The following is a 14,401-nucleotide window of genomic DNA, read 5'->3' as shown; positions in this document are numbered from 1 at the left end:
GAGCAGCTCTTGCACTTTGAATGTCTCCCGCTAAGCGATCAGATTATCTATTTCCTGTGCAGTAAGACGTTTCAAGGCCTCCAGGGATTTAGTCAGTTCGTCATGGGCGTTGGCGACCTGCCCCGACTTGCGTTCGACCACCTGGCTGAAATCGCCCAGGGTGGCCTGCTCGAACAGCTCGTTCAGGCTCAGATCGACGCCCAGTTGCTCACGCACCCGGCCGATCACCTGGACGATCAGCAGCGAGTGCCCACCGAGGTCGAAGAAGTTGTCCTGCAGGCCCACCCGCTCGACGTGCAGCACCTCGGCCCAGATCACCGCCAGCTTGCGCTCCAGCTCCGTGACCGGCGCCACATGGGCTGGCTGCAGTTGGCTGGCGTCCGGCAGCGGCAGGGCCTTGCGGTCCAGCTTGCCGTTGGGGGTCTGGGGCATGCGCGCCAGGCCCACCAGGTGGCCCGGCACCATGTAGTCCGGCAGGCCGGCCTTCAGGTGCGCGCGCAGCTCGCCGCGAAGCGCTTCCACGCCTTGCTGCGCGTCGTGCAGCACCAGGTAGGCCGCCAATTGCTTGCCGGCCGGACCGTCGATATCGATCACCGCGGCCTCGCGGATCGCCGGGTGCAGCAGCAGGCGCTCCTCGATTTCGCCCAGCTCGATACGGAAGCCACGGATCTTCACCTGATGGTCCAGACGCCCGACATACTCGATCACGCCGTCGTCGCGGTAGCGGGTCAGGTCGCCGGTGCGGTACAGGCGCGCGCCCGGCTCGCTGGCGAACGGATCCGGCACGAAGCGTTCGGCGGTCAGCCCCGGACGGTTGTGGTAGCCGCGCGCCAGGCCATCGCCGCCGATCAGCAGCTCGCCGCGCGCGCCTTGCGGCAACACGTCCAGCTCGGCGCCGAGCACATGCAGGCGGGTGTTGGCCAGCGGACGGCCCAGCCATACGTCGTCGCTGGCGGTCAGGTAGTGGCAGGCCGACCAGATGGTGGTCTCGGTCGGGCCGTAGACGTTCCACACATGCCCGGCCTGGGCAATCAGGCGCTGGGCCAGCTCGGCGCTCAGCGCCTCGCCGCCACACAACACCTTCTTGCCGGCGAAGGCCCCGGGCGCCGCGGCATCCAGCAGCATGCGCCAGGTCGATGGCGTGGCCTGGACGACGCTGACCGCTTGGGCCTGGATCACCGCCAGCAAGGCCTGCGGGTCCTTGTTCACCTGCTCGCCCAGCAGCACCACGCGGGCGCCGCGCAGCAACGGCAGGTACAGCTCAAGGCCGGCAATGTCGAACGACAGCGAGGTCAGCGACAGCACCTTGTCCGAGGCATCGATGCCCGGCTGGCGCGCCATGCTGCACAGGAAGTTGACCAGCGCGTCGTGGCGGATGGTCACGCCCTTGGGCTTGCCGGTGGAGCCGGAGGTATAGATCACGTAGGCGAGGTTGTCCGGCAGTGCCAGCTGGCGCGGGTTGTCCTCGCCGTGCTCGGCCGGCAGCGGCCGGTCCAGGCACAGGCTGTGCACCTGCGGCGGAATCGGCAGGCGCTGCAGCAGGCCGGACTGGGTCAGCAGCAGCGCGATGCCGCTGTCCTCCATCATGTACGCCAGGCGGTCCTCGGGGAATTGCGGGTCCAGCGGCACGTAGGCGCCACCGGCCTTGAGCACCGCCAGCAGGCCGACCAACATGTCCAGGCTGCGCTCCACGGCAATCCCCACCAGCACATCGGGGCCGACGCCCAGGCTGCACAGGTGATGGGCCAGGGCGTTGGCGCGACGGTTCAGTTGCTCGTAGCTCAGCGACTGCTCGCCCAGCACCGCGGCGATGGCCTGCGGCGTACGCGCGGCTTGCGCCTCGATCAGCTGCTGGATGGTCTGCCAGCGTGGGTAGTCGGCGGCGCTGTCGTTCCAGGCGTGCAGGGTGCGCTCGCGCTCCTCGCGGCTCAGCAACGGCAGTTCGGCAACCCGCTGCCCGGCGTCCTGGCAGATGCCCTGCAGCAGGTTGCACCAATGCTCGGCCATGCGCGCCACGCTGGCAGCCTCGAACAGGCTGGTGGCGTAGGTCAGGGTCGCGCTCAGGCCGCCTTCGTGCTCGGCAGTGTCCAGGGTCAGGTCGAACTGCGCGGTCTGCTTGTCCGAGACCAGCCCCTGCAGGCTGAGGCCCGCCAGTTCGCGGGACTCGCCCAGCACCTGGGTCTGATGGTTGAACATTACCTGGAACAGTGGGCTATGGCTCAGGCTGCGCTCCGGCTGCAGGGCCTCGACCAGTTGCTCGAAGGGCAGCTCCTGGTGCGCCTGAGCACCCAGGGCGGTGTGCTTGACCTGTTGCAACAATTCGTCGAAGCGCAGTTGCGGCTGGAAGCGGGCATCCAGCACCAGGGTGTTGACGAAGAAGCCGATCAGCCCTTCGGTCTCGGCCCGTGTGCGGTTGGCCACCGGCACGCCGACGCGGATATCGGCCTGACCGGAATGGCGATGCAGCAAGGCCTGGAACGAAGCCAGCAGGAGCATGAACAGGGTCACGTCCTGTTGCCCGGCCAGTGCCTTGAGCTGGGCGACCAGGCCCGGTTCCAGGCTCACCTGCAGGCGAGCACCGTCGTATTGCTGCACGGCCGGGCGTGGGCGGTCGGTGGCCAGTTCGAGGATCGGCTGGGTACTGCCCAGGCGCGCTTGCCAGTAGTCCAGCTGGCGCCGTTGCTCGCCGGCCTCCATCCACTGGCGCTGCCAGGCGGCATAGTCGGCGTACTGGAACGCCAGGGCCGGCAGCTGCGGGGCCTTACCCTGCAGATGGCTTTCATAGCCGCGCACCAGTTCGTCGACCATGATCGGCATCGACCAGCCGTCAGCGACGATGTGGTGCAGGGTCAGCACCAGCACGTGTTCGTCGGCGGCCAGGCGCAGCAGGCGGGCGCGCAGCAGCGGGCCGTGCTCGAGGTTGAACGGCTCGCGCACCTGGGCCTCGACCCAGGCATGCAGCGCCGGCTCATCCAGGGCAGCCGAAACGACCTGCAGCGGAACATCGAGCGTCGGGTGCACCACCTGCTGGGCACTGTCGCCCTGCTGCCTGAAGGTAGTACGCAGGGTTTCATGACGGGCGATCAGCGCGGCGAAGCTGCTGCGCAGGGCCTCGATGTTCAGCTCGCCCTTCAGGCGCAGGGCCGAAGGGATGTTGTAGGCGGCGCTTTCAGGCTCCAGCTGCCAGAGGAACCACTGGCGTTGTTGGGCGTAGGACAGCGGCAGCGGCTGGTTGCGGTCCACGGCAGTGAATGCAGGCGCCTGGCTGGCCGAGCCTTGGCCGGCGGCCTGGGCGAAGGCCAGAAGGTCGGCGGACTCGAACAGGCTGCGCAGCGGGACTTCCAGGTCCAGGCGCTGGCGGATGCGCGAGGTCACCTGGGTGGCCAGCAGCGAATGACCGCCGAGCTCGAAGAAGTTGTCGTGCAAGCCAACCTGCTCGACTTTCAGCACTTCGCTCCAGATCGCGGCCAGTTGTTGCTCCAGTTGCGTACGTGTCGCTACATAGCCTTGTTGTAGCTGGCTGGCGTCGGGCTTCGGCAGGGCCTTGCGGTCCAGCTTGCCGTTGGCCGTCAGCGGCCACTGCTCCAGCACCAGGAAGTGGGTCGGGACCATGTAGTCTGGCAGGTTGGCTTTCAGGTGCTGTTTCAGCGTGTCGCGCAGGGCGGCGTGGTCGGTGGATGGGTCTTGAGCGATCAGGTAGGCCGCCAGTTGCTTGCCCCCTGCCCCGTCGATATCCAGCACCAGCACTTCGCGCACGGCAGCGTGCTCTTGCAGGCGCGCCTCGATCTCGCCCAGTTCGATACGGAAGCCTCGGATCTTCACCTGGTGGTCGATCCGACCTACGTACTCGATCACCTCCTGGCCGCGATAACGCGCCAGGTCGCCGGTGCGGTACAGGCGTCCGCCTTCGCTGGAGAACGGATCCGGCACAAAGCGTTCGGCGGTCAGCGAGGCACGGTTGTGGTAACCGCGCGCCAGGCCGGCGTGACCGACGTGCAGCTCGCCCGTGCAACCCTTGGCCACCGGATTGAAATCGGCATCCAGTACATACATCGACAGGTCCGGAATCGCCGCACCGATCGGGCTGCCCGGCTGTTGCGTATCGGCGAAGCGGATCGGCCGGTAGGTCACATGGACCGTGGTCTCGGTGATGCCGTACATGTTGATCAGGTTGTCGCAGTCCTCGCCGAAACGCTCGAACCACGGTTGCAGTGCCGCCACATCCAGGGCTTCGCCACCGAAGATCACATAGCGCAGTGCCAGATCATCAGCACTGTCACAGGCCACCCGCATCAGCGGCTTGAACGCCGATGGGGTCTGGTTGAGCACGGTGACACCCTGCTCCACCAGCAGCTGGTGGAAGTCTTCCGGCGAACGGGTCACCTCACGCGGCACGATCACCAGGCGACCGCCGTGCAGCAGCGCGCCGAAAATCTCCCACACCGAGAAGTCGAACGCATAGGAGTGGAACAGCGTCCACACATCCTGCGGGCCGAAGCCAAACCAGGCGTCGGTGGCCTTGAACAGACGCAGCAGGTTATGGTGCGGCAGCAGCGTACCTTTCGGCTTCCCGGTGGAACCCGAGGTATAGATCACATAGGCTAGGTTGTCCGGCTGGGTCAGGTGCTCGGGGTTTTCATCGCTGTAACCGGCCAGGTCATCTTCCAGCTTCAGGCTGCGAACCTGCGCCGGCACGGGCAGAGCGGCCAGCAGATGACCTTGCGTCAGCAGCAGCTGAATGCCGCTGTCGTCCATCATGTAGCTCAGGCGGTCCTGCGGATATTCCGGATCCAGCGGCACATAAGCGCCACCGGCCTTCAGGATCGCCAGCAGGCCGACGATCATCTCGAGCCCACGCTCCACCGCAATACCCACCAGCACATCCGGCCCCACGCCCTGCTCGCGCAGCTTGTGGGCCAGGCGGTTGGCACGACGGTTGAGCTGGTCGTAGCTCAGCGATTGCCCGGCGAAGGTCACGGCGACCGCCTCAGGCGTACGTGCTGCCTGCGCCTCGATCAGCTCATGGGCACACGCCGTGCTCGGATAGCTGGCCACCACCTGCTGGTCTTCCACCGGCAGGCTAATTACACCCAGTGCGCGCTCACCGTCAGCCGCCAACTGCACAAGCAAGTGCTGGAAGTGCCCCGCCAACTGGTCGATGGCCTGTTCGCTGAAGCACTGGCGATCGAAACTGAAACTCGCCTCCAGGCGCTCACCTACATGCACCACCAAGGTCAGCGGGTAGTTGGTCTGCTCCTGGTTGAGCACCTCGCCGAACTGCAGCCCCCGCGGCGCGCCCTGTTGCAGCGCCTCGGCGACCGGGTAGTTCTCGAAGACCAGAATATTGTCGAACAGCGCCTCGCCGCTCCAGCCGGCCCAGCGCTGGATCTCGTACAGCGGCGTGTGTTCGTGTTCGCGCAAGGCCAGGTTCAGCGCCTGGACCTGCTGCACCCAGTCGCCCACGGTCTGTTCCGGGCGCGGGCTGGCGACCACCGGCAAAGTGTTGATGAACAGCCCCAGTTGCTCCTCGACACCCGGTAACTCGGCCGGGCGTCCGGCCACGGTGGCACCGAAGGTTACGCTGGCCTGGCCGGTGTAGCGCTGCAACAGCAGCAGCCAGGCCGCCTGGACCAGGGTGTTGAGGGTGACGCGCTGGTCCCGGGCGAAGTCCGCCAGCTGCCGGGTCTGCTGCGCCTCGAAACGCAGCGCCAGCGCACCATGGCCCTGCCCCTGGGCCGAGGACTTGAACGCCTGGACCAGACGGGTCGGCTCTTGCAGCTCGGCCACCTGCTCACGCCAGAAGGTTTCGCTGGCCTGCTGGTCCTGGCCTTGCAGCCACTGGATATAGTCGCGGTAACGGCTGGTCTTGGCGCCCGGCGTCACACCACTGTAGCGCTGCAGCACTTCGCCCAGCAGGCGCGAGCTGCTCCAGCCATCCATCAGAATGTGATGGCTGGTGTAGATCAGGTGATGACTGTCATCATCCGTGCGGATCAGCGTCAGGCGCAGCAGCGGGCCGCTGGCCAGGTCGAAACCGGACTGGCGCTCGGCCTGGGCCACGGCATCCGGATCCTGGGGCGGGTCGAGTTCGACGAAAGGCACCTGTACCTGACGGCGCACCACCTGCACCGGCGCCGGCAGATCCTGCGGGAAGCAGCTGCGCAGCACTTCGTGGTTGTCCACCACCGCCTGCCAGGCCGTCCGGAAACGCGCCATGTCCAGCCCGCGCACATCCACGCGCAGCTGGTTGATGTAGTTGCCCGCCGCCTGCTCGTAGAGGCTGTGGAACAGCATGCCCTGCTGCATCGGCGACAGCGGATAGAGGTCCTCGATGTCCCCGGCCACCAGCGGCAGGCCATCCAGTTGCGCCTGGGTCAGCTCGGCCAACGGGAAGTCAGACGGCGTGACGCCCTGGTGTGGCGCCTGGGCGCAGTGCTCGACCAACTCGGTGAGCACCTGCTCGTAGCGACGCGCCAGGGCCTCGATGGTCTCGGGGCGGAACACCTCGCGGCTGAAGCCCCAGTCCAGTTCCAGCTCGCCCTGGTAGACCTGACCGGTGATGCCGAGCCAGTTGCCCAGCGGGCTGTCCAGATCCTGGGTGGCGCCGCCGCCCTCGCTGGCCGGGGTGAACAGGGCGCCCTCGGCCTCGGCGAAGCTGCCGTCGAACTGGCCCAGGTAGTTGAAGGTCACCCGTGGCTGTGGCAATGCCGCCAGGCGCTCGCGCAGGTCGGGCTCGCCGAGGTAGCGCAGCACGCCGTAGCCGATGCCTTTGTTCGGCACCGCGCGCAACTGCTCCTTGATCGCACACAGCCCCGCGCCCAGCGCCCGGGCCGGCGTCAGGCGTACCGGGAACAGGCTGCTGAACCAGCCCAGGGTGCGGCTGAGGTCCAGTTCCGGGAACAGGTCCTCGCGGCCATGGCCTTCGAGCTGGATCAGGATCGACTCCTCTTGAGTCCAATCGCACAATACACGCGCCAGGGCCGCCAGCAGCAGATCGTTGACCTGGGTGCGGTAGGCAGCGGGCGCCACCTGCAGCAGTTTGCGGGTCAGCGCGGTGTCCAGACGCGACGAGGCATGGGCGACGTGACGGTTGGTCTGGGCGCCCGACGGATTGTCCCGGGGCAATTCATCGCCAGCGGCTGCGAGGCCGTCCAGCCAGTAATCGGCTTCGGCCAGCAGTTCGGGGCTGCGGGCATAGGCGCCAAGGCGCTCGGCCCAGGCCTTGAGCGAACTGCTCTTGGCCGCCAGCGTCAGCGGCTTGCCCGCGGCCAGGGCGGTGTAGGCCAGTTGCAGGTCTTCCAGCAGCACCCGCCAGGACACCCCGTCGACCACCAGGTGGTGGATCACCAGCAGCAAACGCTGCTGGCCTTCGGGCAGGTCGACCAGCAACGCCCGCAGCAGCGGCCCCTTGGCCAGGTCGAGGCTGCGCTGGGCCTGCTCGGCCAGGGCCGGCAGCTCGGCCACATCATTCAACGCGCGAACCCAAAGCATGTCCTCGGCCTTGCCGGCCTGGAACTCGGCCTGCCAGGTATCGCGCTGGGTGAAGCGCAGGCGCAGGGCGTCGTGCTGGTCGACCAAAGCCTGCAGCGCGCCCGTCAGGCAGTCGGCGCGCAGCGCCTGGGTCGGCTTGAGCAGCAGCGCCTGGTTCCAGTGCTGGCGCTCGGGAATATCGGTTTCGAAGAAACGCGCCTGGATCGGCAGCAACGCCAGCGTGCCACTGACCTGCTCGAGCGCTGTGGCCTTTTTCTCGATGCGCTTGGCCACCGCCGCCAGCTGGCCGATGGTCTGTTTCTCGAACAATTGCTTGGGGCTGAGCTTGATGCCCTGGCGCTTGGCCCGGGCAATGATCTGCAAGCTGAGGATCGAGTCGCCGCCCAGCTCGAAGAAGTTGTCGGTGCTGCCGACCTGGTCGAGCTTGAGCACCTCGGCCCAGATCGCCGCCAGGGCCTGCTCGATCTCGCCGACCGGCGCGGTGTACTGGCGCCGGGCGACACCCGGTGCCGGCAGGGCGCGCTTGTCGAGCTTGCCGTTGGCGGTCAGCGGCAGGCGCTCCAGGACCAGGATCTGCGCCGGCACCATGTAGTCCGGCAGGCGGTCCTGCAATTGCTGGCGCAAGGCTTCACCCTGCAGCCCCTGCCCCACGCACCAGCCCACCAGTTGCAGGCGGCTGTCGTCACCGTCCACCGGCTGGGCCAGGACCACCGCTTCGGCGACCCCGTCCAGCCCCAGCAGCACCCGCGCCACTTCGGCCGGTTCAACGCGATAACCGCGCACCTTGACCTGGTCGTCGGCGCGGCCAATGAATTCCACCTGGCCCGAACGGTTGCGCCGCACGCGGTCGCCGCTGCGGTACAGGCGATGACCTGGCCGCGTCGGGTCCGGCACGAAGCGTTCGGCGGTCAGACCCGGCTGGCCCAGGTAACCCTGGGCCACGCTGGCACCGCCGATATACAGCTCGCCCGCGACCTGGTCGGCCACCGGGTTGAGCACATCATCGAGCAGCAGCACATGGGCGCCCGGCAGCGCCGTGCCCACTGGCACGGCGCGGGCCTCGGCGGCGAGGGTCGAGACCTCGTGGGTCAGCACGCCGACCGTGGTCTCGCTCGGGCCATAGTGGTTGATCAGGCGGCAGCCCGGCTTGAGCCGGCGCACCTGCTCCACCAGGGCGGGCGTGCAGGCCTCGCCACCGACGATCAGCGCCTGTTCGGGCAGCACATCGGCGGGCGTGCCGGCCTGCAGCAGCGCCGCCAGGTGGCCGGGGACGATTTTCAGCACGCCGACCCGGTGTTCGGCCATGTAGCGAGCGAAGGCGTCCGGGTCGAAGCCCAGCGCCTCGGGCAGCACGTGCAGCAAGCGCCCGCCGCACAGGGCGCCGAACAGCACGGTGTGGCCCAGGTCGGCGGCGATGGTCGAGACCAGCGCCATGCTCGCCTCCGGCGCCGGCGCCAAGCGTTCGAGCAGGCCGGCGACGTAGCTGGCCAGGGCGCCATGGCTGACCAGCACGCCCTTGGGCTGGCCGGTGGAGCCGGAGGTGTGGATCACATAGGCCGGCGATTCGGCCCACAGCGTGATGGCTGGCGCGCTGGCTGGCAGGTGCTGCCATTGTTCGGGCACATAGGCCAAGCACAGGCGATCGACGGCGGCCAGGCTGGTCAGTCGGGCATCGCCGGCGGCGCACAACAGTACCTTGGCCTGCGCCGCGTCGAGCATCTGCCGCAGGCGCGCCTCAGGCGCCTTGGTGTCCAGCGGCATGTACACGGCGCCGGCCTTGAGAATGCCGAGCATGCCGGTCAGCCAGTCCAGCGAACGCTCCATCAGCACCGCGACCGGCTGGCCGCGGGTCACGCCCTGGCGTTGCAGGTAATGGGCCAGGCGGTTGGCGGCCTGATCGAGGGCATCGAAGCTCAGGCTGTGCTCCAGGCTACGGGCGGCGAGCGCCTCGGGCTGCCGTTGCACCTGCTGCTGCCACTGCTCCAGCACCAGTGCCGGCGCCTCGCGCTCCGGCGCCTGCCCGACACGCAGCGGCGCGGCCAGGCGATGCAGCGGCAGTTGCGGCGCGTCGAGCAACTGGCCCAGCAGCTCGATGAACGCCGGAATGAACGCCTCCACCGTGGAACGCTGGTAGAGGTCGCTGGCGAAGGTCATCTCGCCATGGATCAGCTGGCCGTCGTCGGTGATATCCAGCGCCAGGTCGAAGTGGGTGCCGACCTTGTCCAGCGGGTACTCGGCGACGCTCAGACCCGGCAGGGCCAGCGAGCGCTGGCGTTGCATGCCGACGTTCTGGTTGAACTTGACCTGGAACAGCGGGTTGTGGCCCAGGTTGCGCTCCGGCACCAGCGCGTCCACCAGTTGCTCGAACGGCAGTTCCTGGCGCGCCTGGGCACCGAGCACCGCTTCGCGCACCTGGGCCAGCAGGTCGTCGAAGCTCAGGCGCTCGTCCACCTGGCAGCGCAGCACCTGGGTGTTGACGAAGAAGCCGATCAGCCCCTCGACCTCGGCGCGGCCGCGGTTGGCGTTGGGCACGCCGATGCGGATATCGCGCTGCCCGGCCTGGCGCGAGAGGAACAGCGAGAAGCCCGCCAGCACCAGCATGAACAGGGTCATGCCCTGGGCGCGGGCGTAGCCGCCCAGGCGTCGGGAAAGCTCGGCACCGAAGTCGAAGCTCAAGGTCTGGCCGTCGAAGCTCTGGGTCAACGGGCGGGCAAAATCAGCGGCCACTTCGAGCAGCGGCTGCTCCTGGCCCAACTGCTGGCGCCAGTAGTCGAGCTGGCGCTCGCCCTCCCCGGCCTCCAGCCAGCTGCGCTGCCAGATCGCATAGTCGGCGTACTGCACCTCCAGCGCCGGCAGCTGCGGCGCCTGGCCCTGGCTGAAGGCCTGGTAGCTGTGCACGAACTCCTTGACCATCACGTCCATCGACCAGCCGTCGGAGACGATATGATGCATGCTCACCAGCAGCACGTAGTCTTCAGCCGCCAGCCGGTACAGGCTGGCACGCAGCAGCGGCCCGTGCAGCAGGTCGAAGGGTTGGTGGCTGGCCTCGCGCACCTGCGCGGCCAGCTCGGCCTCGCGCCGCTCACTGGCGACCTGGGTGAGATCGACCTGCTCCAGCGGCACGACCTGGGTTTCGAGGATTACCTGGCGCGGCTGTTCGCCATCGACCTGGAACACCGTGCGCAGCGCCTCGTGGCGTGCCACCAGGTGCTCGAACGAGCGCTGCAGGGCCGCCACGTCGAGCCGGCCGCTCAGGCGCAGGCCGGCGGCCATGTTGTAGGCCGCGCTGTGTGGCTCCAACTGCCAGAGGAACAGCAGGCGCTGCTGGGCGAAGGACAGGGGAATGCTGGCGAAGTCGTGACGCGACTCGACCACCGGCAACAGGCTGAAGTCCTTGCCGTCCTCGCGCAGCTTGGCGAGGAACTGCCGGCGCTGCGCCAGGGGCAGGCTGACGAACCGTTTCGCAATGCGTACCGCCATGTTGCCACTCATGCCTCAACCCCTTCCAACGAACTCATGAACGCATCCATATCCGACCAGTCGTCATCCTTATCGCCACCCTCCAGGCGGCCCAGCTCGGCGGCCAGGTCGCCCAGCGCCGGGTGTTCGAACAAGCTGCGCAACGGCAGCACCAGGCCCAGCTGGTCCTTGATCCGCGCCAGCACCTGGGCGGCCAGCAACGAGTGCCCGCCCAGCTCGAAGAAGTGATCGTCCAGGCCGACCTTGGCCACGCCCAGCACCTGCATCCAGATCTGCGCCAGCTGCTGCTCGGTGGCGCTCTGCGGCGGCCGATACTCAGCCTGCAACGCGCTCGGGTCCGGTACCGGCAGGGCCTTGCGGTCCAGCTTGCCGCTGGGCGTCAGGGGCAGGCGCGGCAACAGCAGCAGGTGGCCGGGCACCATGTATTCGGGCAGGCGGGCCTTGAGCAGGCTGCGCACCTGCTGGCGGAAACGCGCCTGCTCGGCGGCGTCCTGTTCGGCGGCGTCGGGTACCACATAGGCGACCAGTTGCAGGCCACCGGTCATCGGCAGGGCCAGCACCACCGCCTCACGCACGCCCGGGCACTGCTGCAGGCGCGCCTCGATCTCGCCAAGCTCGATGCGGAAGCCCCGCACCTTGACCTGGTGATCGACACGGCCGATGTACTCGATGGCGCCGTCGGCGCCCAGGCGCGCGCGGTCGCCGGTGCGGTACAGGCGCTCGCTATGGGCGAACGGGTCGGCGACGAAGCGCTGGGCGCTCAGCGCCGGCTGGCCATGGTAGCCGCGAGCCAGGCCCGGGCCACCGATGTACAGCTCGCCCACGGCGCCCGGCGGCAGCAGTTCGAGGTCATCGTCGAGGATGTACAACCGACGCTGCGCCAGGCCCTGGCCGATGGGGATGCCGCGCCAGGACACCGCCTCGTGGCCGAGCCCGGTGCAGTCGTGGATGGTCGAGACCACCGTGGCCTCGGTCGGGCCATAGGTGTTGAGCAGGCGCACATGGCCCAGCCCGGCCAGTTGCCACAGGCGCAACCCGTCCACCGCCATCGCCTCGCCGCCGACGTGGATCTGGCGCAGCGCGCCGTAGTTGGCCGGCGGACGCGCCGCGAAGTCCTGTACCAGCCAGTACCAGTACGCGGCCGGCAGGTCGGCCAGGGTCACGCCGTGGCTGACCAGCACCTCGTGCAGGGCGGCGCTGTCCCACAGGCGGGTATCGCGCAGCACCACGCAGGCACCGTGGCACAGCGGCGGGAAGAACTGCTCGACGAAGCCGTCGAAGCTGCTGGTGGCGAACTGCAGGACACGGTCGCCTTCGCGCAGGTCGCTGTAGTCGATGGCGCGGGCGATGAACTCGCTCAGGGCGCCGTGGCTGATGGCCACGCCCTTGGGCCGGCCGGTGGAGCCGGAGGTGTAGATCACATAGGCCAGGTTGTCGTGCGTGACGGTAAGCGCCAGGTCGTCCGCCGGTACGTCGTCCAGCGCCAGTTGGTCCAGGCACAGGCAGCGCAGCCCATCCTGCGCCGGCAGGCCGGGCAACTGGGCGGTGGTGGTCAGCAGCCATTGCAGGCCGCTGTCCTCGAAGACATGGCCCAGGCGTTCGGCCGGCGCCTGCAGGTCCAGCGGCACATAGGCGCCACCGGCCTTGAGCACGGCGAGCAGGGCCACGGCCAGGTACAGCGAGCGGTCCAGGGCCACGCCCACCAGCACATCGGGGCCGACGCCCTGGTGGCGCAGGTGGCGGGCCAGGCGATTGCTGCGGGCGTTGAGTTCGGCGTAACTCATCGACGGCGCCGCAGCGCCGTCGGCCAGGATCAGCGCCAGCGCCTCGCCGCTGCGGGCGGCCTGGGCTTCGAACAGGCGCTGCACCGGCACCCGCGGCGACACTTCGGACACCGGGCACAGCAGCGCCTGGCGCTCGGCCTCGGCCAGCAGCGGCAACTCGCCCAGGCGCTGGCGCGGCGCCTGGCAGACCGCGCGCAGCAGGTTGCGCCAGTGCCCGGCCAGGGCGGCGATGGTGGTTTCGTCGAAGAGGTCGGTGGCATAGGTGAAGGCGGCGAACAATTGCTCGCCCTCTTCCCGCGTATCGAGCATCAGGTCGCTGGTGGCGGCATGCTGGCGACGGCTGCCGGCCAACTGCTCGGCGCTCAGGTAGCCTACGCACAGACCGCAGTCCAGACGCACGTCATTGAGGTCGGTAACCAGCGGCTGGTGGTTGAACATCACCTGGAACAGCGGCGTATGACTCTGGCTGCGCTGGGGCTGCAGGGCCTCGATCAGCGCGTCGAACGGCAGGTCCTGGTGCGCCTGGGCACCGACCGAAGCCTGGTGCAGGCTGCGCAGCAGGTCGCTGAAAGGCGTCTGCGCGGTGAACTGGCTGCGCAGCACCTGGGTATTGACGAAGAAGCCGACCAGCCCTTCGGTTTCGCTGCGGTTGCGGTTGGCGATCAGGCCGCCGACACGAATGTCGGTCTGGCCGCTGTAGCGGTACAGCAGGGTCTTGAACACCGCCAGCAGCACCGTGGACAGGGTCACGCCGTGCTGCTGGGCCAGCTGCTTCAGGTCCTCGCGCAGGCCCGCGTCGAGCGTCAGCTCCAGGCGCTCGCCGAGGTGGCTGGGCTGGGCCGGGTAAGGCCGGTCGGTCGGCAGCTCCAGCAACGGGTGCTCGTCACCCAACTGCTCGCGCCAGTAGTCCAGCTGGCGCTCGCGCTCGCCGGCCTCCAGCCAACTGCGCTGCCACAGCGCATAGTCGCGGTAGTGCACCTTGAGCTCCGCCAGCTGCGGCTCGCGCCCCGCCACCAGGGCGTCGTAGCTGCGCATGAACTCGTCGATCAGGATGTTCATCGACCAGCCGTCGGCGATGATGTGGTGCAGGGTCAGCAGCAGCACGTGCTCCTGGGGCGCCAGGCGCAACAGGGCGATGCCGAACAGTGGCCCGCCTTCGAGGTCGAAGGCCTGGGTGGCCTGGGCCGCCATCTGCTGGTGCGCGCGCTCCCAGCGCGTGGTTTCAGGCAGGTCGGCCAGGTCGAACAGCTGGATGCTCACCGGCGCCGGTTCCGCCACCTGCTGCAACGCCCGCTCGCCGTCCTGGGCGAAGGTGGTGCGCAGGCATTCGTGGCGGGCGACCAGCAGGCTGAACGCCCGCTCCAGCGCCTCGACCTGCAGCTCGCCGTCGAGGCGCACGGCCATCGGCAGGTTGTAGGCGGCGCTGTGGGGTTCCAACTGCCAGAGGAACCACATGCGCTGCTGGGCGTAGGACAGGCCGTCGCGCTCGCTCAGGCCGACACAGGACGACATGGGCAGCTGCGCGAAATCAATGCCCTCGCGTCGCATCCCTTCGAGGAACAAGCGGCGCTTGTCCAGGGGCAACTCGATGAAACGGCGGGAAAGTTTCTGGGCGTCTACGGCATTCATGTGTGAGGTCCTTGCTG

The 14,401-nt window shown here is 68.3% G+C and carries 2 protein-coding genes; both read right to left on the bottom strand.

Features of this window, described 5'->3' with window-relative positions:
* Window positions 1-30 precede the first annotated feature (30 nt).
* Window positions 31-10,983 (bottom strand): amino acid adenylation domain-containing protein, encoded by a 10,953-nt coding sequence (locus AC25MA_RS24695; RefSeq protein ID WP_486972484.1) that lies wholly within the window; start codon window positions 10,981-10,983, stop codon window positions 31-33.
* Window positions 10,980-14,384 carry an amino acid adenylation domain-containing protein gene (locus tag AC25MA_RS24690; RefSeq protein ID WP_486972483.1) on the bottom strand — a complete coding sequence of 1,135 codons (3,405 nt, stop codon included), beginning with the start codon at window positions 14,382-14,384 and terminating at the stop codon, window positions 10,980-10,982. The genes AC25MA_RS24695 and AC25MA_RS24690 overlap by 4 nt, the downstream gene beginning before the upstream one ends.
* Window positions 14,385-14,401: the final 17 nt, after the last annotated feature.

The sequence above is a fragment of the Pseudomonas sp. P65(2024) genome, assembly GCF_057480955.1.
The sequence above is the reverse complement of the archived record's forward strand: the minus strand, read 5'-3'. Positions and strand labels throughout refer to the sequence as shown.

What these genes read in the sequence shown, in the direction of transcription:
- AC25MA_RS24695 (WP_486972484.1), bottom strand. Translation starts at nt 10,983, where the DNA reads ATGAGTGGCAACATGGCGGTACGCATTGCGAAACGGTTCGTCAGCCTG.
- AC25MA_RS24690 (WP_486972483.1), bottom strand. Translation starts at nt 14,384, where the DNA reads ATGAATGCCGTAGACGCCCAGAAACTTTCCCGCCGTTTCATCGAGTTG.